Origin of the sequence: Marinobacter sp. (assembly GCF_965229985.1) — a bacterium.
Classification (GTDB): Bacteria; Pseudomonadota; Gammaproteobacteria; order Pseudomonadales; family Oleiphilaceae; genus Marinobacter.
In genome coordinates, this window is sequence record NZ_OZ245935.1 from 3,356,924 (window position 1) to 3,381,317 (window position 24,394).

Below are 24,394 nucleotides of genomic sequence, written 5' to 3' on the forward strand. Positions count from 1 at the left end.
CACCCCCGCCTCGGGGCCAGCCCCCAAAGCCTGTAAGCCCTAGGCCTTCCCCCCAAGCAAAATCCGCACGGCCGTACAGGCATCCTCCAGCTCCGCCTCCCTGGGTTCGCGTCCGGCGATGATGTCGCTGTAAAGGCAGGACTCTGCCAGTCTAATCATGAAGTAAGACAGGCTGAAGATGTTCATTGGTGGCTTGATATGCCCGGCCGCTACTTGGTCTTTCAGCATCCGCGTGTTGGTTTCGACCGTGCGAGTGTGCAGGATCGATTGGGACGAGGTGAGGATCTTCAGGGCGTATTCAGGGTCCTGGTTGATAAAACGGCGCAGCGGCTCGAAACGCAGGATGGTGGAGTTAGTGCGTCGGTATACGCCGACGATATAGTCCACACCGACGCCTGGTGTCTCCGCCATGGCCTGTCGCCAAAGGGGCTCGTACAGGGACCAGAGAATCTCGCCGACCAGCAGATCCTTGTTGCCGACCCAGCGAAACAGGGTCGCGCGGCCAATTCCGAGCTCATCAGCCAGCGGCGCCAGGTGAATGCGTTCACCTTTGAGCCACATGCGACGTGCCCGCTTGAACGCGTCGGCCGGTGTTGCCCTGGTTACGGTTTTGTCTGCCACTGAAACCTCATGCCCGAATTTGGATTCATTTTAACGGCTAAACCCGGAGCCGGCTATGCGCGCGGTTCTGACGGCTTGTGATGGTTTTGTGAACTTTTCCGCCTACACTCTGCTCTGAAAGCAACGAAAGCCAGCGGCGAAGGCAATGAGCCACGAGACCATGACGCGAACGGTACTGATTATCGAAGACAACCCCGGCATCGGTGAGCTGGTGCGCATGCAGGTGTCGGATCTGGGCATGAAGGCCGTTCTGGTGGATCGGGGCGATACCGGTCTGGAGCGGTTCCGTGAGGGTGGCATTGATCTGGTGATCCTGGATCTGATGCTGCCTGGCCTGGATGGTCTGGCGGTGTGCCGCGAGATACGTGCCTGCCCGGGCTATGTGCCCGTTTTGATGCTTACCGCAAAGAGCACGGAGCTGGACCGGGTTCTGGGCCTGGAGATGGGGGCGGATGACTACCTGACAAAACCGTTCAGCGTGGCGGAACTTGCGGCCCGCATCAAAGCCCTTTTTCGTCGGGTCGACGCCCTCTCTCAGGGTTCGTCTGCAAGCAAGGACGTTGAAGAGATTCAAGTGGACGGTCTGAAAATTGATCCGGTTCGCCGGCGGGTTTATGTGGACGATCGGGAAGTGGATCTGACCGCCCGTGAGTTTGACCTGCTCTGGCACTTTGCGTCCCATCGGGGCCGGGTATTCAGCCGGGCACAGTTACTTGATGCTGTCTGGGGCTACAACCATGAGGGTTATGAGCACACCGTGAACACCCACATCAACCGCCTGCGTAACAAGATTGAAGCCGACCCCGCTGAGCCCCGATACGTCCAGACAGTCTGGGGTGTTGGCTATCGGTTCATGGATTGATCATGGCCCTGTCTTTATTCCGAACTCTCTATGCCCGGCTGGCCATTGGTCTGTTCCTGTTGCTGCTCGTGGTGGGAGGGCTCTTCACTTTTCTGAGTCTGTCTTCGGTGCGGGAATACTCGGCCGCGGTTAACCAGCAACTGAACCGGGATCTTGCCCGCAATCTGGTGTCGGACCGAAACCTGGTAACCGATGGCGAACTCAACCGCGACGCTTTGAAGCAGCTTTTCGAGCTGTACATGACGATCAATCCCAGCATCGAGATCTATCTTCTGGATACCGACGGCAACATCCTTTCCTACTCGGCGGACCCGAACAAGATCAAGCGCAACCGGGTGTCCCTGGAGCCCATTCGGACCCTGCTTGAAACCCCCGAAGCCTATCCGCTGCCCGGCGATGACCCGCGCAGCCACGACCGGCGAAAAGTCTTCTCGGTAACGCCGGTGCCATCGGCAGAGGATCCAACGGGTTACCTTTACGTGGTTCTGCGCGGCGAGGAATACGATCTGGCCGAGAGCATGGTGCACAGTAACCGCCTCCTGCAGATGGGCGCCGGAGCGCTCGCCGTGAGCCTGTTTGTCGGTTTGCTGGCCGGCCTGGTGTTTTTCCGGCTGTTGACGCGTCGGCTGTCGCGGCTGACCGAGCGGGTGGAATCCTTCGAGCGCGGCATGACGCCGGAGAGCACGGCGGAGGTGGCCGGCAAGGGTGATGACATTGATTACCTGGCCGCCCGGTTCGATCAGATGGCACAGCGGATTGTCGCCCAGCTGGATCTTCTGAAACACAAGGATGCCCAGCGCCGGCAACTGGTTGCCCAGGTCTCCCATGACCTGAGAACGCCACTGGCATCCATCCAGGGTTACATTGAAGCCTTGCGCCTGAAACAGGACACGCTTGGTCCCGAGGAGCGGGCACGCTTCCTGGATGTGGCCCTGGCCGAAAGTCACCGGCTTGGCCGCCTGGTGGAAGAACTGTTTGAGCTTGCGGCACTGGATGCCCGTGAGAAGCAGCCCAAGACGGAACCGTTTGTGGTTGCCGAACTCCTGCATGATGTGGTGCAGAAACACCATCCGGAGGCGGAGCGTGCAGGCGTTGCCCTGTCGATTGTCTCCGTGGCGCCGGTCCAGGTGCTGGCGGACATCGCCATGACCGAGCGGGTATTGGATAACCTGATCAGCAATGCCATCAGCCATTCGCCACAGGACACGGAGATCACACTGAGTGTTTCCGAACGGGACGGCGGTGCGGAGATTACCGTGGCTGACGCTGGCCCTGGCATCGATGAGGCGGACCTGGAACACGTCTTTGAACCCTTTTACCAGGGCGCAGGCGCTTCGAGGACAGGCCATGCCGGGCTTGGGCTAGCCATTGCCCAGAGAATGGTGTCACTGCAGCAGGGGAAGCTCTCGGTCCGCAATGCCGATGGCGCCGTTTTCAGCGTCTGGCTGCCCCTGGCCGGTGACAGTTCCGCGCCGGGCGGCGAAAAATCCACAGCGTTATGAATTCGTAACACCTGGTGAACGTTTTCGTGAATCCACGACCCTACGCTGTAGGAATGGAATCACGTGAAGGAGAAGTCTGATGAAACGCAAGATTTTGGGTTTGTTTTCTGCAGTGGCACTTGTCTCTGCAGCTGGTCTGTTCACCACCTACGCGGTTGCCGAAAAGTCGGAGTCGCAAATGAGCAAATACGCACCGGACCAACCGGGTCTGGCCGTGGCAACCTTTGCTGGCGGTTGTTTCTGGTGTGTCGAGGCCGGGTACGAGAAGCGGGTGCCGGGCGTGGTGGAAGTCGTCTCGGGCTATTCTGGTGGGAAAGAGGCAAGCCCCTCCTACAAGCAGGTTGCCTCGGGGCAGACTGGCCATACCGAAGCGGTACAGGTCTATTACGACCCCAACGAAATGACATACGAGGGCTTGTTGCAGGCGCTCTGGCGGATGATGGACCCGACCGATAATCAGGGGCAGTTTGTGGACCGTGGCCAGCAGTATCGACCGGCTATTTTCTACCATAACCCTGAGCAGAAGCGCCTGGCCGAAGCGGCCGTTGCAGAGTTGGAGGCTTCCGGCGTTTACGAGAAACCTGTGGTGATCGAAATCGTGCCATTCAAGAAATTCTACCCGGCCGAGGAATATCACCAGGATTATTACGACAAGAACCCGGTGCGCTACAACTTCTACACCTTCAACTCTGGCCGCTATCAGTTTATCGAGAAGGTGTATGGCGAAGATTACGAGCTTGATTACACCCGGTTTCAGGAGAATGCCACGGTGGATGCCAGTGACGACCTGGTGGGCGATGAAAGCACCAAAACAGAACCCGGTCAGATGGGCAGTGGCTTCGACCCGGAAAGCTTTGAAAAGCCCGCTCAGGATGTGCTCAAGCAGCGCCTGACCGATATGCAGTACGAGGTCACCCAGGAAGACGGCACCGAGCCGGCGTTCAATAACAAGTACTGGGACAACAAGAAGCCGGGGCTTTACGTGGATATTGTCTCGGGCGAGCCGCTGTTCTCATCCCGCGACAAGTACAAATCCGGTACCGGCTGGCCGAGCTTTACCCGGCCGATCACACCAGACGCGGTGGTGGAACGTGAGGACAACTCGTTCTTCATGACCCGCACGGAAATCCGTAGTACCCACGCGGATTCCCACCTGGGCCATGTCTTTAACGATGGCCCTGCGCCAACCGGGTTGCGCTACTGCATGAACTCCGCGGCGATGGACTTTATCCCCCTGGAGGACATGGAACAGGCCGGCTATGGCAAGTGGATTGACGACGTCAAACCGGAAACCGACATGGCAAGCCAGTAACTGCAGTACCTGCGCACGTCGGATTAACAAGTAGGTCGGATTAGCGAAGCGTAATCCGACGATCACACTACAACCACAGATCCGCCACCCGGGTTTCCCGGCTGAAATGATGTAACACCTGCGCCTGCAACAACTCCGCCGTGGCAATGGCATCAATCAGGGCGTTGTGGGCTGCGTAATGGGGCAACCCATAACGCAGCCGGCTGTCGGCCAACCGGATTGATACGGGCTTCTTGCCCATCAGCCGTTGCCACCGGGAAGGGTTGCGATCCGGATGCAGGTGAGCTTCGATGGCCATGGTATCAAGAACCGGAAAACGTATGCCCTCCCCGAGTCGCCAGCGCAGGGCCACATCCAGAAACGAGCGCTCAATGTTCCGGTAATGAACCACCGGGATGCGGCCGTTCAGATAGCTGAACAACTCCCCCAGAATCTCTTCCAGATCCGGTGCCTCGTCGATGTCGCTGTGGGTGATGCCGTGGATGGTTACTGACGTCTGGTGCAAGGGCAGTTTCGGGCGAACGACCCAGTGTTTTGCCTGGGACAGCTGAATACCGTCCAGAGTAAAGGGCACCAGACCGATGCTGACAATGGAGTGCTGGCTGGCATCGAGCCCGGTGGTCTCGAAATCGATGGCCAGCATCCGGACCTCTGAAATGGGCGTGTCGGGTGAGGGACAGCCGCTCTCATAAAACGCTTTCAGAATCGGTGATTTGCTCTGTTGGGCCAGGGCCTGGTATTGCTCTGGCCAAGGCAGGCTGTGAACGGACGGCTCGCCAGAAGAGGCATCAGACATTACGGGCCACCTGGGCGTTGTAACGGAATCTCAGGAATTTCTGGGCATTGTTGACCACCTGGAACGCATCCTTGAGATGGCTGCGCTCGAAGGGTGAAAGGTCTTCCGGCCGAACATTGTTGTCTGGCTCCCGCCCGGCTTCTATCGCCAGGGCCTGATGCCGGATCCGGACAATGGAAATGAACTCGAGGGCGTCCCTCAGGTTGCCAAGATCGTCTTCCATCAGGAGCTTGGTGTTGCCAATGGCCTTGAGGCGTTCAAAGGAGTTCTGTGCGCGGGATTTGCAGGCCAAGGCGTGGATCCGGATCAGATCAGACAGGGGCGCCGTTCCCCGGCGTTTCAGGTTGAATGTCTTCTGCTGCTTGCCATCTTCTTCCAGCACGAAGGTCCGGAAGAAGCCAATTGGCGGCGTTCGGTTCAGGGCGTTGCGGGCCATCATGGCAAGGAACCGCTGGCTGTTGCTGGCTTTTTCGGCCACCAGGGCCTTCAGTTGCTCGGCGAATTCGGTCTCGCCGTAGATGCCATCCAGGTCAAAGAAAATGTTGCTGTTAAGCAGGGCTTCGGCTTTTGGATTCTCGATCCAGTCGGTGAAATAGCCCTTCCAGACGCTCAGAGGCTGCCGCCATTTCTGGTTTGTGGCCATGATGTCGCCGGTGCAATAGGAGTAGCCACACTCGGCCAGTCCATCGCTGACGAACTTGGCCAGCGCCCGGAAGTACTCGTCGTGGGCTTCCGGCACAAAGCTGTCGTCCAGGATCATGGCGTTGTCCTGGTCGGTGACCACCAGCTGCTCGTCCCGGGCCATGGAGCCAAGGGCCATGAAACAGTAAGGCACCGGCGGCGGTCCAAATTTCTCTTCGCCCAGTTCCAGCAGGCGCTGGGTAAAGCTGCGCCCGATGCCGGCCATGGCGCTGCCGATCATGTGGGAGTTGGCATCCTCGTTCACCATACGCACGAAGCTGTCGCGCACATCCAGGCTGATTTTCTTGAGGCCTTTTACATCCTGCTGGTGATAGATATTGCTGACCAGGTACAGGCTGCTCTGGCTCTCGTATTTCACGATGTCAGACAGCGCAATCACGCCACGAACCTCGTCTCCGTCCATCACCGGAAGATGGTGCACGTTGTTGTGCAACATGGTGAGCATGGCTTCAAATATGAACATGTTCGAGCGGATGGTGATCAGGTCTTCAGACATGATCTCGCTGATGGGGGTTTCCGAGGCCAGTGCTTCGCTGAGGGCCCGGGTACGCAGGTCGCGGTCGGTGATGATGCCCTGGAGTCGAGGTTTTTCACCTTCCTCATCCATCAATAGCAGCGCGGACACACCGTTCTCAGTCATGATCCGGGCGGCTTCCTGCAGCCGGACAGTGCAGGGTGCCATAACCGGTTCCCGGGATATCAGCCGCGTGACCTTGGACGTCATCAGCTCGTTGGATTTTTCCCGGCGGGAAACCGCAGAGCGCAGGCGGCTGCGGTCTTCAATCTCGACGAAATCGGCGAAGTTGTCGTCGTTTTCCCAGAGGTATTGGAAGGTGTCGTAGGGGATCTTGTATAGCAGGGTGTCTTCCAGGGCTTTGGCGGGGAAACGCACTTTCCTGTTCATCAGAAGACCAAACTGGCCAAAGACCTCACCTTCACTGATCCGGTTATAGAGTTCTCCGGTTCGCCGATAGATTTCAACGGCGCCACTGCGCACGTAAAACAGCCAGCTGCTCGGGTCACCCAGTTCCAGGATCTGGCTCCCGGCCTTGAAGTAGACAACCTCTATGTCGCCAACCACCCTGTCGAGCAGCTCCTCGGTCATCTCGTCAAACGGCGGGTATTGAGCCATGTGATTGCGGATGTCGACCAGCTCGGCCTGCATAAAACTCCCTGTTCTGGCGAAGAAAAAGTGTTTGTCAGTCATGGAATATAGCAGTGGCAGAGGCCTGCGACCATGTCGACCTTTGATGGATTTCATTGACCGCTTACCCCGGTGTTGCTAGCCTTGCCACACTTTTTTCAGGTGCCCGTCGCAAAGCGCGACGGGTGAAACGGGAAATCGGTGAGCCTGGCATAGCCAGTGCGAGTCCGATGCTGCCCCCGCAACGGTAAGCAGGACAACGGCAATCTGTGCGCCACTGTGTCGCCAAGACATGGGAAGGTGATTGCCCGGGAACCCAGGGTTCCGCCTGCCAGCCCGGAGACCGGCCTGGAAAAACACCCGATGTTGCGGTGGGCAACCTGGGTGGGTGATATGCCGGTTCCGCTTTCCTGACACCAGTCTACCGCCTGCCCCCATTCCCTGTTCCGCAACAAAACCCAGATTCCCGTGCGGGTGCGCGCGGAGTGCGGAGCAAGCTTCATGTTCAGAATTCAATGCCCTGTTGTATTGGCCGGCGTTTCCCTGGCCGCCCTGCCTATGGCCGTCTCGGCCCAGTCTGCCCCGGAATCCGATGCCCTGGATCCAATCGTGGTTACCGCGACACTGGGGCCAAAGACCGTTGGTGAGAGTTTGTCTTCGGTTACGGTCATCGAGAAGGGGGATATTGATCGGCAACAGCCCGCGGAATTCCGCGATTTGCTGCGCGCCCAGCCGGGGATCAATGTGGTGTCGGACGGCAGCTACGGCAAGACCACCAGCGTATTCCTGCGGGGCGCGGGGAGCTCAGGTACAGTGCTGCTTCTTGATGGTATCCGATTGCGCTCTGCCTCTGCGGGCATCCCGCCCTGGCAGTTTTTGCCTCCGGAATTGATGGAACGGGTTGAACTGGTGCGGGGCGCGAAGAGCTCGCTCTACGGTGCCGATGCGGTGGGTGGTGTCATCCAGGCGTTCACCCTGGAACCTGAAGCCGGGCGCCAGGGTTGGGGCGAACTAAAAGGGGGCTCCCATAAAACCCGTGAGGTTACCGCTGGATTGGCTGGCCGGGAAGGCCGTTCCTCGTTCTTGGCCAGTGGCGTCTATTCGGACACCGATGGCACCAATCTGAGAGATGGCGGTGAAGACAAGGGCTTTCGGAACACCGGCGGCCTGGCCAAGCTGAGCCACAGTTTTGACCAGGGTGGCGGCGCAGGGCTGACCGTGTTCCAGTCCGAAGGTAACACCGAGTTTGAAGGCGGTGATACCGATTTCCTGATCCGTGCCATGGGCTTACATCTGGAAGCGGTTGCAAGTGACTACTGGCGCACACGGATCCAGTTCTCGGAAGCCCGCGACGAACAGGATACCTTCGGAGCCAATCCCAGTACTTTCGACACACTGTCTCGCTCAGCGCGCTGGGAAAACACCCTGACGGCCGGTGTTCATGAGCTGGTTCTGGGCACGGAAGTCATGATTGATGAAGTGGATGGCACCAGCAATTTCACAGAAGACAGCCGGACCAACAGCGCGGTTTTTGGCCAGGGTCGTCTGAACTTTGATGCCACCGATCTGATGCTCAGTCTGCGTCTTGATGACAACGAGGCATACGGCAAAGAGGAGACTGGCGGTGTGGCCTTTGGTCACCAGCTGGACCGCGCCCATCGTTTTCGCCTCAGCTATGCAACGTCGTTCCGGGCACCAACCTTTAATGATCTTTACCTGACGGTGCCGTTCTACACCGGTAATCCCGACCTCAATGCGGAAGAGGGGCAGATGGTCGAAGCCGGTTTCTCCGGGCGTTACGATCGCTGGTTCTGGGACATTGCGATTTACCAGAACGATGTGAAAGACCTGATTACCTATGTCTCTGACCCGGTGACGTTTGAGGGCACCATGGAAAACGTCGAAACGGCCAGAATCCGTGGCGTTGAGGTTTCTTCCGGTATCGAGACTGCTAACTGGAATCTGGCGGCAGCGGTAACCTACGCGGATACCGAGAACCGCGATACCGGCGCCCGTTTACCGCGTCGCGCGGAAAAGAATGTGCGTTTGGATATTGATCGCCTGTTTTCTCAGTGGTCTGTGGGAGCCAGCTTTATCGCCGAGAGTGATCGCTATAACGATGCAGCCAATACCAGCCTGCTGCCAGGCTATGGCACTGTGGACTTGAGGGCAGCCTGGAACTTCCAGCCTGGCTGGTCGGCCTCGTTCAAGGTCGATAACGTATTGGACCGTCGCTATGCCACCAGCATCGGCTATGACAGCGCAACCTTCGCGCCTTTCGACTATCTGGCCGCCGGCCGAACCTTCATGGCCTCGGTGCGCTATGATTTCCAGCAGTAAATTCACCGATCTGAGAGGCTTCCACCCTCTATGAGGCACCCCGGGCTCGCTGCATTGTGTGTGCTGTCTCTGCTTGCGCCCTTGTTGGCACAGGCGGTGGGGCCCTGTGTAAGCGACGCGCTGAACCAGCGTGTATGCCTGGCGGAACCCGCGCAACGCGTTGTCTCCCTGTCACCGGGCGCCACCGAGCTGTTGTTCTCTGCTGGCGCCGGTGCCAGGGTGGTGGCGGTGAGTGCCTGGAGTGACTATCCCGCAGAAGCTGCGGATTTGCCGCAGGTGGGCGACAGCAATCGCCTGGACCTGGAAGCCATTGTTTCGCTGGCACCGGACCTGGTGGTGGCCTGGGTGGATGGCAATTCCCGCAGCCAGTTGGAAAGGCTTTCGGACCTTGGTATTTCCGTATTCTGGCTAGCCCCGCGAACGTTTGACGACATTGCTGCGGCGGTATCGGATCTGGCGTTGCTGACGGGTTCGCCCGACCTCGGTAATGAACGGGCCGAGGCGTTTCGCGCAGAAATGGCCACGCTGCAAGCGCAGTATGCCGATGCCAGACCGGTTAAGGTGTTCTACCAGATATGGGACCAGCCACTGATGACCGTGAACCGGGACGAGCTGATCAGCAAGGCCATAACCCTGTGCGGCGGCGTTAATGTGTTCGGTGAGCTGCCAAGGCTGGTGCCCCGGATCAGTCGGGAGGCGGTTCTCGAAGCCAACCCCGAAGCCATTATCACCGCCGGGTCGGCGGGTGACACGGCATGGCTGGAAGCCTGGCGTGAGTTTCCGGGCCTGGCAGCGGTAGCCGCCGGCAACCTCTTCCTCGAACCGCCCGATCTGCTGGCGCGCCCGACGCTTCGTATGGCAGACGGCGCCAGACACCTGTGCCAGACCCTGGAGCAGGCCCGTGCCAACCTCTAACCCGTACAAACCACTCCTTATCCTGTTGCTGGCGGGATTTCTGGCGGCCCTGCTCTCCGTCAGTATCGGTAGCACGGCCATCAGCTTTGAAGACACTCTGCGTGTTATTACCGGCAGTGGCACAGAGTTACAGCAAACGCTGATTCTGGAATTGCGTCTGCCTCGAACCCTGAGCGCGTTTGCAACCGGCGGTTTGCTGGCAGTGGCCGGGGCTTTGATGCAGGTACTGTTGCGAAACCCCCTGGCCGATCCCTACGTGTTGGGGCTCTCCGGTGGCGCGGCAGTGGGTGCGTTATTGGCCATGCTGGCCGGTGCTGCCGGTTTTCTGGTATCCGGCTCCGCGTTTGCCGGTGCCATGCTGGCCACCCTGCTGGTATTTGGCCTGGCCCACGGCAGTGGCAGCTGGACGCCCTCTCGGCTGTTGCTTACCGGTGTGGTGGTCGCCGCCGGCTGGGGAGCGATCATTACCCTGATCCTCTCGATGACTCCGGCCAGCCGATTGCCGGGCATGCTGTACTGGCTGATGGGCGATCTTTCCCATGCAGCCACGCCGTGGCCGGGGTTGATCATTCTGGTTCTCATATGCCTGATGGTGTTTCCGCTGGGCCGAGCCCTGAACGTGTTGGCCCGGGGTTCCCTACAGGCGGCGGCCCTGGGCGTTTCGGTGCGACCACTGGAATGGTCGATCTACCTGATGGCCAGCCTGCTGACCGCAACCGCCGTCACCATGGCCGGTTCGGTTGGCTTCGTTGGCCTGGTGGTGCCGCACATGTTGCGGCTGGTGCTAGGTAACGACCAGCGCCTGATTCTGCCGGCCTGCGCACTGGCCGGCGGCACGCTGCTGGTGCTTGCAGACACCCTGGCGAGGGTGATCATCGCACCGGAACAGTTGCCGGTTGGTGTGATCACCGCGCTGATCGGCGTGCCGACCTTCCTGTACCTGCTGTATCGGAGCCGATGATGACACGCCTGACCACCGAAGCGCTGATCATCGACATTCCGGGCCGCAGCTCAGGCGTTCCTCTGAATCTGGCCATCGAACCGGGACAGGTCTGGGGCGTGCTGGGCCCCAACGGCGTGGGCAAAACCACCTTGCTCCATACCCTCGCAGGATTGCGGGAGCCCCGAAGCGGACAACTGCTGCTCGATGGTACGCCGTTGGGCAACATCCGCCGCAAGAGCGTCTCGCAACAGATGGGCCTGGTATTCCAGGACCGGCAGGATGGATTCCCGGCAACTGTATTGGAAACCGCCCTGATCGGTCGCCACCCCTGGCTGTCACCCTGGCAGATGGAGAGTGGTGAGGATCTGGCGATTGCAGAACGAGCCCTTGAAGCCCTGGACGTGATCCACCTGAAAGATCGCCTGGTGAACACCCTATCCGGCGGCGAACGCCAGCGGGTAGCCATTGCCACCCTGATGACCCAAAGCCCGGAAATCTGGCTCTTGGACGAACCCACCAATCACCTGGATTTACAGCACCAGACCGCCGTTATGAAGCTGCTGCGCCAGCAGGCAGCGTGCGACCGGGCAGTCTTTATGTGCCTCCACGACCTGAATCTGGCCGCCCGATGGTGCGACCAGATCCTCCTGCTGTACCCCGACGGCCAGGCCTGCTGGGGACCGGCCCGCGACATGCTCGTTACCTCGGCGCTTGAGAGCCTTTTTGGCCAGCGCTTGCTTTCGGCTGAACTGGATGGCTTTCCGGTGTTTGTGCCGGGCTAACCACGCAGCAGACTCGGCGGCACCCATGGCAACGCCTTTTAGTTTTGTATGCCTCTGTTGTCTCGGTGGATTTTAGGACTTTGACAACTGGAAATCTGAGTCCGGAGGCATGGAAGTCTCTGGTGTGAAGCACCTCAAGGAGCTTTAGGAGGAAAACCGGCGCCTGAAGCAGATGTATGCTGGGCTGAGCCTGTATCACAAACTAGTAACGGATGGGATCGAAAAAAAAGCTGTAAAGCCAGCCGAATTGCTGGCATCAGTGACTCTGTGTAGCGGTATCAGCCGGATTCCCCTGGGATGAACCGGCTGTACTGTGCGCTCAATCTGACCATCAAGGGATGGCGGCTCTTAGGACACCTTGCCTTGATGGTTTATTCGGAGCTCTCAGCTCTGATTCGTAAATCTTGCTCCAGAGCTGCAAGCTGCTCGTTGAGCTTTTCCAGCATCCGGTAGGATTTCAGCTCGAGAGAGGTTTTACTTCTGAGGACCTTCACCAGTGGTGTGATGGATTGGCCGTAAACTTCAGCCAACGACAACAAAGCCTCACGCATTCCGTCAGGCCCCTGGAACGTAATTTCCGGGGCAACATTGATCGAGCCAAGAGCAGTCTGAAGCCTTTCGACAATGGGCTCCCAGTTAGTTTGAGGGATTTCACGGGTCGCCGCTGTCGAGACAGAATCGCTTAATGATTTGATGTGATCACTAATGCCCACCAGTTGCCTGACCATCTTTTCGCCAGAGTCACCATCACCTCCAGCCTGCACCCTGGCGCGATAGCTGGCTTTGATGGTTTCCCACCGGGCTTGCTCTGCTTTGGACATCGCGCTTCGAAGTTCTTTGAGCTTGAGCAGGTTTTCTTCGGCGCCTTGGGTGAGCAGCTGCGCTTCGCCTTGATAGTGGTCATCAATCAGTTGCTCGAGCTCCACTTCCGACATCACCGGCGTGACCTTCTCGGCAAGCTTGTTCATATTCCGATAACTGCCCTGCAGCTTGAAAGGCGGCTCGGTTCGGTAGGCGTCGTGCTGACCGCTGGAGGAAATGTAGGTCTCGTTAACGGCGAGAATGACATCGCGAACACGCAGCAGACGCTTGAGAACAGCCACGATCTCTTCGCGCTCTGCCGCGCTGTAATCGTGGTCAAAGTCAGCACTGTTAACTTCTTTTCCAGCCGCAAGGTCAGCAAAACGATAAAAGTCGTCCATGCTTCTGGAAGCCAGTGGAGCCGTCACCGCATTTGAACTCATGCTGTTCTCCAGATAGGAGAGCGCAAAGACATCTTCCATGCCGCTTAGCTGATCACCGAGATTTCGAACATCGGCACGGTTAGCCAGCATGTCTGGAATCTGAAATACCTCGCCAGATTCGGTGTAGGGGTTACCGCCCATACAGATGGCGAACCGTTTACCGCGCATGTCATAGGTCTTGGTCTTGCCATTCCAGATACCCTCGACGCGACGAGTACCGTCACACAGCGAGATAAACTTCTGTAAGAATTCGGGATGCGTGTGCTGAATATCATCCAGATACAGCATGACGTTGTTGCCCATCTCGAACGCGAGGTTGAGCTTGATCAGCTCGGTTTTGGCGGTTGAGTTGGGTGCACGCTCCGGGTCCAGCGAGGTCACGTCATGCCCCAGTGATGGACAGTTGATCTTCATGAAGATCAATCCGAGCCGGCTGGCCACATACTCCATCAGTGTGGTCTTACCGTAACCGGGCGGAGAAATCATGATCAGCAGGCCCATCAGGTCTGTGCGGCGGTCGTCGCCGACGGTACCCATCTGCTTTGCGAGGTTATCCCCCACCAGCGGCAGGTAAACCTGTGATATGAGCTTATTACGGACGAACGAGGTAAGCGGCTTCGCAGTAAATTCCTCAACGCGCAAGCGGTCCTGCTGTTCTTCAAGCATCTGATGCCGAATCTTCTGAAGCGATTCCCAGCGCGGCAAGCGATCATTTATATGCCTGCGTAAGCGTGTTTCGAATTCATCCAAAGCCAGCGCGAGGCTCTGCTCGCTGAGGCGCTCGTGACGACCAAGCAGCCCGTCAATCTGGAACGTCAGGTTGGCATTGCGCGGCGAGAACTCGCCCACGGAAAAGCCATTCTCGGCGATGAGCATCATTGCCGCTTCTGGACAGAAGTGTTCGCTAAGTGCTTCACCGTCCTGTCGTGCAAAAGCTCGCAACCAGGCCAGCAATGTTTGCCAGAGTCGATTGGCATCGCTTTTCGCTTCGGCAATGACCTGATCCAGCACCTGTTGCTGCTTTTGCTTCGTCACATAACTCTTGAAGCGCTTCTCGAGGTCCTTGCCGACGGTGGACACTTCAAAGACTTTCGGATCGTGTGCCAGCGCAAGACACAGGTAATCCGCAGCCTGCTCGGTGACCCAGCCCTCAAAATCGAGATCTTGCTGTTCGATAAATGTTGCCATTTCAGCGCAAACAGACTGCTGCAGGCGAGACATGAGATCACTGGAGCGCATCAGATTTTGCAGCACGCCCGCGCTGGCACTTTCTGCCTGTACCCGTTGGCGGTAACCAAGGCTCTGAAAGCACCAGAACACCAGAGCGGCGCCCCGAACCAGCGGCGCAAATCTCAATAGACCTGCTTCGGCCTTGGCGGGGCCGAGCTTTTCCAGAATCCTGACCGCGTCATGGTCATGAATACCTTTTTCGTATCCATCACGGTAACGGGGGCTGGCGAACTGTTTGACGGCTTTTTCCAGCCCTTCCGAATCATTCCAGTCCACGCTTTCGATTTGACCCGCGTCCACGGCCTCCATAAATCGGTATGCCAGATACTCGGCTTTATAGACATCGGGCGCTTCAGCCGGAGTGTGCAGACCCCAGCAGTCATCGAGATTCTTTAAGCGTTCATCTTTCACAGTTTCGTAGAACTGGGTACCAGAGATGTGCAGACGAAGGCCGTCCTCTGCAGGCACCAGGGTAAGTGCAGGCTCCTGTCGGTTGACAGAAAACCGGTGTCTGGGCCCCAGTTTGATAATGGCACCGCCATCCTCGTAAATATCCGCTCGATCGCGCACCGCGCGCTGGGCGTTGTCCTGTGCGGCTTTGAGCTGCGACTCCAGATCATCAGCTTCCAGGGGCGAGTCAAGCTCTCGTAAGCGCCCCGTAAGTTCCCTGACCTTGGCAACCATGGCATCGCTGGCGAAAAAAGTATGAACCTCGGCGACTTCGTTGAACTGATCCGACCGCTTGGTCAGATTGTTCAGAATTCGCTGGCCGGCCTCTTTCAAAGACGCGGCCTTGCGCTGACGCTCCTGCGACAGTTGCTGCCGGCGGGCTTCAATCGTTTCCTGGGTGGTTTCCCGCTGCTCGATCAGGGCGTTGAGAAATTCATCATATTCACCAAACTGGCTCTCGATTTCCTGCAGTTGGTTGAGCATGCGAGCTAGCAGCCCGTCACAGTCATCCGGCGTGGCTACGGTGTGCACGCCGTTGGCCAGGCTCTGTTCATACAACCGTAACTTGGAGGCAAACTGAACTTTCGCCTCGGCGCGGCCACAATCATTGAGCTTGATTTCCGCACGCGACCTGTCCTGATTGATCCGTGAGTACAGCGAAGACAAATTATCCGCAATAACGGCCTGTTGCTCGGTATCGTCGGATGCCAGGGAAGACAGAAGCTCCTGAACGAAATCGAGGCCATCAGTAATCTCATGGTATTCCTCCACGAGCTTCTGCAATTCCTTGCGATCTTCAGATGCTTCTACCTGTTCGCGCAGGCCGTCCACCTGCTCTGTGTACTTTGCCAGGGCTTCGGGCTTGGCAAGAAACGTCAGCGTGCGGTCGGCCAGCTTGTCGACAGCTTCGGCAGCTTTGTTGTCCAGGGTTTCAAGGAGGGCCCGATCAATATACCGACGCTCTGACAACGAGCGCACCAGGCCTCGTTGGTCCTGCAATTTCTTGAGGTGAGTAACAAATTGATGGGGCTCGCGCCAGGACTCCGGTCGAGTCTCCTGAATCAATATTGTCAGGGTTTTGTCCGCCTCGTTGAGCGCTCGATTCGACTGGGCACGAACGGCTTCAACTTTTTCATATTCGTCCACCACCAGCTCGGCGGTGGAGCGTACTTCGTGCAGTGCCGTATTGATGGGCGCGAAGTGTAGCTCATGTAACCAGAAACGCTGATCGAGTAATTTGTCCACTCGTTTGATCAGCGTATCGAAATGCCGCAAACCCGCATCTTCAAGATCGGCGAGTTTGACCACCTCATACAGGTCAGCAATTCCGCTCACCAGCTCTGGGTTGCCAATACGTCCCAGCTCTGAATCGTCCGACGTGGTTTTATCCGCATAAAATGCCTGGGATTCGAAAGGCGTTTTCCACAGTTGGACCGGGTGGACCTGCGAGGGCTTTCCGTCTGCTGTAAAGACAGCCAGCTCCCCGCCATCAAACAAAGCATAGCCGTGCCCGGTTATCGGCGGAGCCGTGTTGCGGGTGATCAGATTATAGCGAACCAAGGCAACCGCCCCGGATTCAGGCGCGTAGAAGATGATAAGCACATCTTCCCCGTTGGGGGCTTCAACCATGCGTTTGAAGCGCAGTCCGGCAGGTACATCGACGGTTTTCAGGTCATCGCTGTAAAGGTAAATGCCGCCAGGAAAAACCAGACCATGGTTTTCGGGGAGTGTGCGTACTGATCCGGCGAGGGCATCCAGCCGGTGCAGGACTTTCTCGGCGGGGTTAAACACATAGTAGCGTGTCAGATTCTCGCCGTAGGGTTTTATCCGGATCAGGAAAATACTGCCCCGGCGGGCGTATTCAAACACGCCATCGCTTAGCGACTGACTCGCCACCTCCACGGGATCTTCAAAGATACCCTCACCAGTGCTGGTGTTGTTCTCGATTTTGAAGGTGATCGCACCGCCGGTATTGTCCACGAACAGCTGGTCTTCAATCGAATAGTGTGGGGAAACGCCCTGCACCATGTGCTCACGGTTCAACTGCGTCCACTCAAAGTCGAAGCGGGCCGGAAGCCGGAAATCGTCCGCGCCTCGATCATCGATGTAGCTCCGTACGGAGCCATCGTTGTTGAGCGACCAGCGGAAAACCTTGAGGTGGTCGCCGCGATCGCCCACCTGGAAGACCATGAGCAGCCGACCATCCATGGTGACCAGCTGAATCAGGCGGGCTTCTTTATGAAATCGGAACAGGGACGAGAAATCCGTCTGGAATTTATCGTTTTCCAGAAACGACCCGGTCACCGCTGAGAGAGTGATCTCCCAGCTGCCGGCATTCTCTTCCAGCCGGTACAGGCTGAAAACTTCGGATAATTCGACGGTCTGCTTCAGACCATGCTCAACGTTGAACCCAAAAAGCAGAAACTCACCGAGCCGGACCACATCCCTTGCAATGCAATTGTGAGGGGTTCGAGCACGCACCCTGCCCAGCACATCCATGTTGGACGCACCAAACTTGGCTTCACGTTCCTCATTAAGCGACCTGACGGTGGAACGCAGAGCGCTCGAGTGATCGGTTAGCCGTTTTTTGAGCGTGGCGAATGTGCCACCTTCACGGATGATGGCTTCGGTGGAGAGAGTTTCTGCCATGGGCTGACGTTCCTTGATCCTTGCATCTGGTATAGGGGCAGGGACCGGCAGACATCCGTCTGCCGGCCATCGAGCTTACTCCGTTGTGTCGTTGTCGGTCTTGAGACGACCGGCTGACCCGCCATTCATGATTTTCTCCATGATGGAGCTGACGAATGGCGTCATGCTCGAAGCGTTCTTCAAAAAGTGATCAGCGGCTCGACCGTAGCCGATACCCTGAGCCACCTTGTTGAAGACATCGCCGTCACCACCAATGAATTCCATCTTGGCGTTGGCCAACGCTTCGCCCATAGCTTTGGCCTGCGCTTCGCTGATTCGAACGTTGGCCTCAATCCGAGACATAGTCTCGTCGCGGTGGATGTCAAGGTTACGGCTCATCACCTCAAACTCGCGGCTCGACTCGTCCATGCGCTCGTAGGCTTCTGCCTTCTTGGTGATACCTTGCGCTTCGGCTTCTGCCATCTTCAGAGCGGCTGCAGCCTTAGCGTTGCCCAGTTCTTCCTCGCCCTTGGCCCTGGCGAGCAGCATGTCTTCTTCGTTTTTCGCGCGGGTTTCGCCTTCCAGACGCTCTGCTTTTGCGGCCTCGCTGCGCCCAAACGCTTCAGCTTCGGCCACGGCACGTGATGCCACTGCATCCGCTTCACGGATTTGCGCCTGCGCCAGGCCTGGTGCCGCCGCCTTCGCTTTTTCGCCTTCAGCAATTTCAATCATTGCAGCCTTGCGCAACTCAGCAGACTGACGCTCTGCCTTGGCGCTTTCCACCTGCTCGATACGCACCTGATCAGCCTTGGCTTCTGCCGTGATAACCAGGGTTTCCTTGTTACGCTTGGCATCTTCGCGGTTGCGCATGCTGAGGATGTTTTCTTCTTCCTCGGCCACACGGGCTTCGACCTGAATGCGCTCGGCCTGGATGTCTGCAATTTCTTTCTGTTTAACCTCAAGAACCTTGTCTTTCTCGATCCGCTGCTCTTCCACGCGGCGTTCGCGGTTAATGTGCTCTAGCTCAGTGGCTGACTGGATAGCCACTTCTTCCACGGCAATCGCTTTTTCACGGGCCTTGGCCGCGAGCTCTTGCTCACGTTGACGTTCCTCTTCGGCAATATCGATCGCCTTCTGCGCTTCGGTTCTTGCAAGTTCTGAGGCACGGCGCTGCTCTTCATGAGCTGCATTGCGGCGAGCTTCTTCTTTCGACGTCAGCTCGGCAATTTCACGATCCGTCCGGGCTTTGGTTTCGGCTTGGGTTTTACGGAGCGCTTCCTGCTGCTCGAAAGCGGCGGTGTTACGCTCACCAATGGCAACCTCTGCGTCGCGTTCCAGAACGTTGGTCGCAACACGGTTCTTTTCGGTGATTTCCTTGATACGGCGGATGCCGTCTGAATCCATGATGTTGTTTGGATCCAGCTCGCTGACAGGCGTTTGCTCGAGGTAGTCGATGGCCACATCTTCCAGGACGTAGCCATTCAGATCTGCGCCGATCAGATCGACGATGGCCTGACGGAACTCCTGCCGCTGCTCGAACAGCTCGACAAAGTTGAACTTCTTGCCGACAGTTTTCAGAGCCTCGGAAAACTTTGCGTTGAACAGTTCGTCTACTGCCGCCTTGTCACTGGCGCGTGCAACGCCCACTGACTTGGCGACGCGCAAAACATCGTCTGCTGTCTCATTCACCCTCAGATACAGGCCAATGGAGATGTCCGCCCGGTAGTTATCCTTACAGATCAGGCCGTTCTTTCCACGGCGATCAATTTGCAGAGGGATAACGCTGATGCGCATTTTCTCGGCGCGATGGATAACCGGTAGCACCATGGCACCGGTGAAGTGGACGCTCGGGATTTTGCTCATGTTGTTAACAATGAGCGCCTCGCCCTGATCCACCTTTTTGTAGAACGCATTGAAGAGTCCCAGGATGCCCATGATCGCGACGAAGCTGACACCGACGATCATGAATACCGGCATAATCCAATCAAGCATGTTAATTACCTCAGTTCCTTGGTGTTAACGGGTCAATCCCGTCAGAAAATCGGCTTCAGGAACGACCTGATACACCGCGTCGTTTTTGTGGTACTTGATGACCACAGCTTTCTCTCCCGGCGCCATTTCTGTGGAGCTACGGGCTTCGAGTCGGAGGTGGGCACCATTGACCGCACAGTCAATAACACCCGCAGTAGGGGAAACGGCATAAACCACAATGCCCGTAGCACCCAATAGATCGTTATTGGAGGCCCGGGTGTTCTTAAAAAGTGGCTTGAGTGGTTTGATAATCCATGCCGCCGGTTTGAGGCACAGCAAGGCAGAACCAAACAGGATTAGTATCGAACCAATCATTGCAACGAGCCCTGAGGCCTCGGGCCCAAATATCAATAAATCGGCGAAATAGCTGATGGTCCAACCAGACAGGCTGATCGCGGTGAGCGCCACCGAAAGGGGAACTCCATCAAGGCCCAGGGATGCTGCAACGCCCGCAATGCCCCCAAGCCCGCCATCGGGGAGCTCGGGATCAATTTCTGGCGTGTCAAAGTCCGCCAGGCCGATCAGCGCCACGCCCCAGTACATCAGGCAGAAGAGCAGAAGGCCGGTCCAAAGGACCGTGGGGAAGGAGGAAATCAGGGTGAAAAACGTTTCCATACGTTTTCAAATCCTTTTGGAAGTCCGTTTTATGCGCGCTTCAGATAATACACACAAGCTGTCGTCTCGAGTCATTGTGACACTTGGCACAGACAGAGCATGTGTTCCTTTTGTGTATTGAGAAGTCCGTTAAAGTTTCAGATGGAACTATAACGAAACAACTGTTATATCATATAGATCAGATCACAAATACAACAGGAATTGACTCGCATGGAAGGAGCGAAAGCCAACGGGCTGGAATATGAGGAGGTGAGCAGACGCCTTCTGAAAGCCGAAATGGCCAAGCGAAGTCTGCACTGGGACGACCTTTCCCGCGACCTCGCCAGTGTCGGAATCGACCTTTCCTCAGCGAACCTCCGGCGTATGGTTTCCATGGGCACCCTGCGAGCCTCTGTTTTTCTGGCGCTGGTCGAACTGTATGAAATCGACACCGCCAATTCGGAAGAAATCCGCCACTATATTCAAACCATCCGACGCTATCCCGTGGGGCCTGCGTCAGCTTAATTTGGAAAAGAGGGCTTAACGGTCCTGGCAGAAGGAAACAAGCATGAGCGAAAAGGAACTAAAAGCCGCAGTTGCCCAGGATGATCGCCTGTCAGAATTGAAAATCAAGGCAGCCGAAGTGGTACAACAACTTGTCGTTATCGGTCCACGGGAGTTGGATCAGCGCCGAGAAATGGTGACTGAAGTCGAGATCTTGGGCCGGGAAGTCGAACACAAACTATCCGAGACCAGCGCGCTTCTAAAAAAACCGATTCATGAACTGGCACAGGCGGCAGAGGACGGCAGCGAAGTCGATCAGAGGCTGCTGGCGCTGCAGGGCAAGGTCCGTGAGGTTAACCCTAATGACATCGATTTCTCCATGGGTTTTCTGCGCCGCATGCTGTCCAAGCTCCCTTTCGTAGGCACGCCGATCTCTCGCTGGGCAGCCAAGTATCAGGAAGTCAGTTCGGTAATCGAAGATATCGCCAATGCGCTTCGGCTGGGCATGCAGCAGCTTTCCGAAGATAACAAGTCGCTCGCGGTTGATCGCGACCGTATGCGTGCACTGACCTATGAGCTTGAAGACTATGTAGCCTTCGGTGAGTTACTGGATGCCGAAGTGGTGAGCAAGATTGAACAGGAAGCCGATGCTGAGAAGAAAAAGTTCCTTGAGGAGGAAATTCTGTTTGCCCTTCGCCAGCGCATCATGGACCTTCAGCAGCGGCTGGCCGTCAACCAGCAGGGCGTCCAGTCGGCCGATTTGTTGATTGGCAACAACAAAGAACTGATTCGCGGCATCAAGCGCGCGCTGGATGTCACCGTCGAAGCGCTATCCGTTGCTTCCACCATCGCGATGGGCCTCGCCCGTCAGAAGAAACAGCTGGACGCCCTTCAGGCCACCAATGAAACCGCTTCCGACCTTCTTCTGCAAACATCCGAGCGACTCAAAACACAAGGCGTGGCAATTCACAAACAGGCCGCAAGTGCATCATTGGACATGGACAAGCTCAAGCAGACGTTTGCGAACTCGCTGGCTGCCTGGGAAGACATCAACAGCTTCCGCCGTGAAGCGCTGCCATCAATGCGTCAGACCATTAACGAGTTACAGACGCTGTCTGACAGCCAGCGTGAACTGACCGAACAGATGGAACAGGGGCAGGCGGCTCGCAACCGGTTTTCCAAGACCTTCTCACTGGACAGTATCGAGCATAAATCCAGCTAAGACAGGGGGCTCCATGGCCCCCGGTATAATGATCAAAAACCGTGGGGTCGCAGGCCAGTCGGAAAACACCGCGCTGCTGACATCCCCAACAAGGCCATCACAATGACCATTGAACGTATTTCCACCAACCACCGAATGAGCAAGATCGTAAAACACAACGGCACCGCTTACCTTTGCGGTCAGGTTGCCAAGGACCGGAATGGCGACATTCGTACCCAGGTAACCGGGATGCTGGAGAAAGTGGACGAGCTGCTCGAGACCGCCGGTTCCAGCCGCGACAGAATCCTGTCGGCAACGATCTACCTGGCGGATATGGCCGATTTCCAGGCCTTGAACGAGGTGTGGGACAACTGGGTGCCCGAAGGTACGGCGCCGGCCAGGGCCTGCGTGCAGGCTCAGATGGCGTCGCCGGAGTTGCTGGTGGAAATCTCGGTGATCGCCGCTACCTCCTGAGGACAGTCGGGTAGATCTGGCGATTCGGCGGGCTGTGCAGTCGGCCGTTTATTTCTGGTATGGACAGGAGCACACCATGGCGTCCCCACTCGTAACCACCGACTGGCTGCAGGAAAACCTCGATAACGAACGGTTGGTTCTGATCGACGCCAGTATGGCCACGGTTATTGGGAAGGAGCCGATCATTTACGACCGGCCGGTGTGGATACCGGGGAGTTACCAGATCGATCTGGAGGGAACGCTCTGCAATACCGAATCGTCCCAGATCCATGCGTTTCCCACCGAGGAACAGTTCACGCAGGAAATTCGCAGGCTGGGCATAACGCCTGAAAGCCTGGTGGTGCTCTACGACAACCAGGGAATCTATTCCGCTCCCCGGGCTTGGTGGATTCTGCGGTCGATGGGCCTTGAACAGGTATTCGTGCTGGATGGTGGACTGCCGCTGTGGTTAGACGAGGGGCGTGAAACGGTGTCGGCTCCTGTTCAGGGTGCGGCTTCCGCCGGCAGCATGGCGGGCCGTCTGGACCGTGAACGGGTTCGGGATTCCGCCTTCGTTCTACAGCATCTGGACGACGAGCAAGTAGCGGTGATTGATGCGCGATCCCGGGCGCGGTTCCTGGCCCAGGCCCCGGAGCCTCGTCCGGGTGTGCGTGGTGGCCATATCCCTAACTCGCTCAACCTTCCGTTTACCGAGGTGCTGGACGGTTATCGGTTCAAACCGGACAGTGAGCTGGCGGCAACGTTCAAACAGCTTGCTCTGAACCTTCAGCCCGGAAACGGGCAGCAACTGGTGTTTTCCTGCGGTTCTGGCATCACCGCCTGCATCATTCTGCTGGCGGCGGAGCTGGCCGGGTATAACCAGCTCTCGTTGTACGACGGTTCCTGGGCGGACTGGGGCAGCGACGAGTCGCTGCCGGTGGCTTGAACCCGAGAGTATTCGTGTATTTGAGCTGTCAGGCCATGCGCTTCATGATCCGGTCTCCAAGCAGGTACTGATGCGCCAGGGCGGCGGCTACGTGCACGCCGATCATCACCCATAACACGTTGGCCAGTATTTCGTGCACGTCTTCGCCGCTCTCTTCCAGCCATTCCACTTCCGGGCCGTAGCCAAAGACTGTCCAGCCGAAGAATGTAACGGGGTCGCCCTCGCCGAGAGACGTTGCCAGCCCTGAAAGCGGCATCAGAATCATCAGGGCGTAAAGCGCAATGTGCCCGAGCTTCGCCATGGTGGCCCAGTGCGCCGGTGGTGACAATCGTTCGCGGTTAAGCCAGCGCCAGAGACCGCGAAAGATCACCAGCCCGAAAATGGTCAGGCCCAGGGTCTGGTGCCAGGCCATAAGAGAGGCTTCCGAGATGGTATGCTCCAGACCTTCAAACCAGACCTCACTGGCGAGCATCACCAGCAACAGAACGGCCATTATCCAGTGCACAGCTCGCGAAACGGCACCATAACGGTTGTCAGCGTCCATCAATGTCATCGTGATTCTCCTTGATCAAATGGTGGCGGGGCGCCTGAGCAGGCCCCGCGCTGGCTGCTGGTAGTCAGTCCCGGCGTCCGCCGCGAACCGGATCTCCATAATGGTTGAACTCCTGTTCCCGGATCAGGTTCTGCTCGGCATCCCGAAGCTGTACCCGGTAAGTGCCATCGGGAGTCTCGTCAACAGACACCTTCACGCCCGGGCCGAAGCGTCTGAGGGCGTGGCCATAGGCCATGATGCGCATTTCTTCGGTGCTGTACTGTTTGAGGTCGGCGCCCATGGGTTTGCCGTTACGGCGATTCTCATAGCGATCCTCGTAGCGGTCGTCATCCCAGTAGTCGTTATCTGCCGATACAAGCAGGGGCGTGGCGCTGAGCAGTGCGGCGACGGAGAGCGCAGCAATGGTGGTGGTTTTTTTCATGGTCGAACTCCTTGGTTGGTGAAACCCATGACGGAATGTCATCGTTGGTCGGGAGTTATTGCACCAAGGAAACGTCGCAGAATTGTCTCGGTGACCCACCGACTTTGTCGCAACTTGTCGCAACTTGTCGCAAGGTCGGGAATTGCGACGGTTTTTGACAAGATCGCGCCCAAGCCGGAAGTCGACTCCCCTATAATCAGGGCAGACGGTAATCCAACGG

At 57.4% G+C, this 24,394-nt stretch carries 19 protein-coding genes, 1 pseudogene and 1 riboswitch; of the genes and pseudogenes, 12 read left to right on the forward strand and 8 right to left on the reverse strand.

Translation table 11 applies throughout. From position 1 onward, the window contains the following. Positions 1-39: 39 nt before the first annotated feature. The gene (locus tag ACO06L_RS15270; RefSeq protein ID WP_202346398.1) at positions 40-621 is read right to left on the reverse strand and encodes a QsdR family transcriptional regulator; all 582 of its coding nucleotides are present in this window, start codon (positions 619-621) and stop codon (positions 40-42) included. A gap of 160 nt (positions 622-781) precedes the next feature. Here ACO06L_RS15270 and ACO06L_RS15275 point away from each other — a divergent pair, with 160 nt between their 5' ends. The 3 genes from ACO06L_RS15275 (at position 782) to msrB (ending at position 4,297) form a co-directional block, all read left to right on the forward strand. After that, complete coding sequence (locus tag ACO06L_RS15275; RefSeq protein WP_064230064.1) at positions 782-1,483, forward strand: response regulator transcription factor; 702 nt, start codon at positions 782-784, stop codon at positions 1,481-1,483. Between the two features lie 2 nt (positions 1,484-1,485). After that, positions 1,486-2,985, forward strand: coding sequence for a sensor histidine kinase (locus ACO06L_RS15280; RefSeq protein WP_202346399.1), 1,500 nt, complete (start codon positions 1,486-1,488; stop codon positions 2,983-2,985). A gap of 79 nt (positions 2,986-3,064) precedes the next feature. Continuing rightward, on the forward strand, positions 3,065-4,297 hold the full coding sequence (msrB, locus tag ACO06L_RS15285) for a peptide-methionine (R)-S-oxide reductase MsrB (protein ID WP_202346400.1): 1,233 nt from the start codon (positions 3,065-3,067) through the stop codon (positions 4,295-4,297). 67 nt (positions 4,298-4,364) lie between these two features. On the opposite strand, the gene ACO06L_RS15290 is transcribed toward msrB, so the two are convergent. Together ACO06L_RS15290 and ACO06L_RS15295 are read right to left on the reverse strand one after the other, a co-directional pair. Then, positions 4,365-5,093 (reverse strand): 3'-5' exonuclease, encoded by a 729-nt coding sequence (locus tag ACO06L_RS15290; protein WP_202346401.1) that lies wholly within the window; start codon positions 5,091-5,093, stop codon positions 4,365-4,367. Further along, positions 5,086-6,960: a putative nucleotidyltransferase substrate binding domain-containing protein gene (locus ACO06L_RS15295; protein WP_064229245.1), complete on the reverse strand. Its 1,875-nt coding sequence runs from the start codon at positions 6,958-6,960 to the stop codon at positions 5,086-5,088. The genes ACO06L_RS15290 and ACO06L_RS15295 overlap by 8 nt, the downstream gene beginning before the upstream one ends. A 122-nt stretch (positions 6,961-7,082) precedes the next feature. After that, a riboswitch (cobalamin riboswitch) is annotated at positions 7,083-7,305 on the forward strand. 135 nt (positions 7,306-7,440) lie between these two features. On the opposite strand from ACO06L_RS15295, the gene ACO06L_RS15300 reads away from it, so the two are divergent. The 5 genes and pseudogenes from ACO06L_RS15300 to ACO06L_RS15320 all read left to right on the forward strand — a co-directional run. Beyond that, positions 7,441-9,279 (forward strand): TonB-dependent receptor plug domain-containing protein, encoded by a 1,839-nt coding sequence (locus ACO06L_RS15300; RefSeq protein ID WP_202346402.1) that lies wholly within the window; start codon positions 7,441-7,443, stop codon positions 9,277-9,279. Between the two features lie 30 nt (positions 9,280-9,309). Beyond that, positions 9,310-10,194 (forward strand): cobalamin-binding protein, encoded by an 885-nt coding sequence (locus ACO06L_RS15305; protein WP_202346403.1) that lies wholly within the window; start codon positions 9,310-9,312, stop codon positions 10,192-10,194. Continuing rightward, positions 10,181-11,155 carry a FecCD family ABC transporter permease gene (locus tag ACO06L_RS15310; RefSeq protein WP_202346404.1) on the forward strand — a complete coding sequence of 325 codons (975 nt, stop codon included), beginning with the start codon at positions 10,181-10,183 and terminating at the stop codon, positions 11,153-11,155. Before ACO06L_RS15305 ends, ACO06L_RS15310 begins: the two co-directional genes overlap by 14 nt. After that, complete coding sequence (locus tag ACO06L_RS15315; RefSeq protein ID WP_202346405.1) at positions 11,155-11,919, forward strand: ABC transporter ATP-binding protein; 765 nt, start codon at positions 11,155-11,157, stop codon at positions 11,917-11,919. Before ACO06L_RS15310 ends, ACO06L_RS15315 begins: the two co-directional genes overlap by 1 nt. Positions 11,920-12,004: 85 nt before the next feature. After that, a pseudogene (locus ACO06L_RS15320) lies at positions 12,005-12,154 on the forward strand (transposase); the annotation flags it as partial. Between the two features lie 136 nt (positions 12,155-12,290). Here the strand turns inward: ACO06L_RS15320 and ACO06L_RS15325 are convergent. The 3 genes from ACO06L_RS15325 to ACO06L_RS15335 all read right to left on the reverse strand — a co-directional run bounded on the left by ACO06L_RS15325 (position 12,291) and on the right by ACO06L_RS15335 (position 20,117). Next, positions 12,291-17,492, reverse strand: a complete 5,202-nt coding sequence (locus ACO06L_RS15325) for a DNA repair ATPase (RefSeq protein WP_202346406.1) — start codon at positions 17,490-17,492, stop codon at positions 12,291-12,293. 75 nt (positions 17,493-17,567) lie between these two features. Beyond that, on the reverse strand, positions 17,568-19,463 hold the full coding sequence (locus ACO06L_RS15330) for a flotillin family protein (RefSeq protein ID WP_202346407.1): 1,896 nt from the start codon (positions 19,461-19,463) through the stop codon (positions 17,568-17,570). 24 nt (positions 19,464-19,487) lie between these two features. Then, on the reverse strand, positions 19,488-20,117 hold the full coding sequence (locus ACO06L_RS15335) for a hypothetical protein (protein WP_202346408.1): 630 nt from the start codon (positions 20,115-20,117) through the stop codon (positions 19,488-19,490). 210 nt (positions 20,118-20,327) lie between these two features. Here ACO06L_RS15335 and ACO06L_RS15340 point away from each other — a divergent pair, with 210 nt between their 5' ends. The 4 genes from ACO06L_RS15340 (at position 20,328) to ACO06L_RS15355 (ending at position 23,200) form a co-directional block, all read left to right on the forward strand. After that, positions 20,328-20,621 carry a DUF6471 domain-containing protein gene (locus ACO06L_RS15340; protein WP_202346409.1) on the forward strand — a complete coding sequence of 98 codons (294 nt, stop codon included), beginning with the start codon at positions 20,328-20,330 and terminating at the stop codon, positions 20,619-20,621. 43 nt (positions 20,622-20,664) lie between these two features. Further along, positions 20,665-21,822 carry a toxic anion resistance protein gene (locus ACO06L_RS15345; RefSeq protein WP_202346410.1) on the forward strand — a complete coding sequence of 386 codons (1,158 nt, stop codon included), beginning with the start codon at positions 20,665-20,667 and terminating at the stop codon, positions 21,820-21,822. A gap of 102 nt (positions 21,823-21,924) precedes the next feature. Continuing rightward, positions 21,925-22,275 (forward strand): RidA family protein, encoded by a 351-nt coding sequence (locus ACO06L_RS15350; RefSeq protein ID WP_202346411.1) that lies wholly within the window; start codon positions 21,925-21,927, stop codon positions 22,273-22,275. Positions 22,276-22,351: 76 nt separating this feature from the next. Next, complete coding sequence (locus ACO06L_RS15355) at positions 22,352-23,200, forward strand: sulfurtransferase (protein ID WP_202346412.1); 849 nt, start codon at positions 22,352-22,354, stop codon at positions 23,198-23,200. A gap of 28 nt (positions 23,201-23,228) precedes the next feature. Here ACO06L_RS15355 and ACO06L_RS15360 read toward each other — a convergent pair whose 3' ends face one another. Further along, positions 23,229-23,753 carry a cytochrome b gene (locus tag ACO06L_RS15360; RefSeq protein WP_202346413.1) on the reverse strand — a complete coding sequence of 175 codons (525 nt, stop codon included), beginning with the start codon at positions 23,751-23,753 and terminating at the stop codon, positions 23,229-23,231. Between the two features lie 64 nt (positions 23,754-23,817). Further along, positions 23,818-24,174, reverse strand: coding sequence for a hypothetical protein (locus ACO06L_RS15365; protein ID WP_202346414.1), 357 nt, complete (start codon positions 24,172-24,174; stop codon positions 23,818-23,820). Between the last annotated feature and the right edge of the window lie 220 nt (positions 24,175-24,394).

Bases quoted from the DNA above. Each gene is read 5' to 3' on its own strand.
- ACO06L_RS15315 (WP_202346405.1), top strand. From the start codon at position 11,155: ATGACACGCCTGACCACCGAAGCGCTGATCATCGACATTCCGGGCCGC.
- ACO06L_RS15360 (WP_202346413.1), bottom strand. From the start codon at position 23,753: ATGACATTGATGGACGCTGACAACCGTTATGGTGCCGTTTCGCGAGCT.
- ACO06L_RS15335 (WP_202346408.1), bottom strand. From the start codon at position 20,117: ATGGAAACGTTTTTCACCCTGATTTCCTCCTTCCCCACGGTCCTTTGG.
- ACO06L_RS15355 (WP_202346412.1), top strand. From the start codon at position 22,352: ATGGCGTCCCCACTCGTAACCACCGACTGGCTGCAGGAAAACCTCGAT.
- msrB (WP_202346400.1), top strand. From the start codon at position 3,065: ATGAAACGCAAGATTTTGGGTTTGTTTTCTGCAGTGGCACTTGTCTCT.
- ACO06L_RS15290 (WP_202346401.1), bottom strand. From the start codon at position 5,093: ATGTCTGATGCCTCTTCTGGCGAGCCGTCCGTTCACAGCCTGCCTTGG.
- ACO06L_RS15340 (WP_202346409.1), top strand. From the start codon at position 20,328: ATGGAAGGAGCGAAAGCCAACGGGCTGGAATATGAGGAGGTGAGCAGA.
- ACO06L_RS15300 (WP_202346402.1), top strand. From the start codon at position 7,441: ATGTTCAGAATTCAATGCCCTGTTGTATTGGCCGGCGTTTCCCTGGCC.
- ACO06L_RS15280 (WP_202346399.1), top strand. From the start codon at position 1,486: ATGGCCCTGTCTTTATTCCGAACTCTCTATGCCCGGCTGGCCATTGGT.
- ACO06L_RS15295 (WP_064229245.1), bottom strand. From the start codon at position 6,960: ATGCAGGCCGAGCTGGTCGACATCCGCAATCACATGGCTCAATACCCG.
- ACO06L_RS15350 (WP_202346411.1), top strand. From the start codon at position 21,925: ATGACCATTGAACGTATTTCCACCAACCACCGAATGAGCAAGATCGTA.
- ACO06L_RS15325 (WP_202346406.1), bottom strand. From the start codon at position 17,492: ATGGCAGAAACTCTCTCCACCGAAGCCATCATCCGTGAAGGTGGCACA.
- ACO06L_RS15330 (WP_202346407.1), bottom strand. From the start codon at position 19,463: ATGCTTGATTGGATTATGCCGGTATTCATGATCGTCGGTGTCAGCTTC.
- ACO06L_RS15365 (WP_202346414.1), bottom strand. From the start codon at position 24,174: ATGAAAAAAACCACCACCATTGCTGCGCTCTCCGTCGCCGCACTGCTC.
- ACO06L_RS15275 (WP_064230064.1), top strand. From the start codon at position 782: ATGACGCGAACGGTACTGATTATCGAAGACAACCCCGGCATCGGTGAG.
- ACO06L_RS15345 (WP_202346410.1), top strand. From the start codon at position 20,665: ATGAGCGAAAAGGAACTAAAAGCCGCAGTTGCCCAGGATGATCGCCTG.
- ACO06L_RS15305 (WP_202346403.1), top strand. From the start codon at position 9,310: ATGAGGCACCCCGGGCTCGCTGCATTGTGTGTGCTGTCTCTGCTTGCG.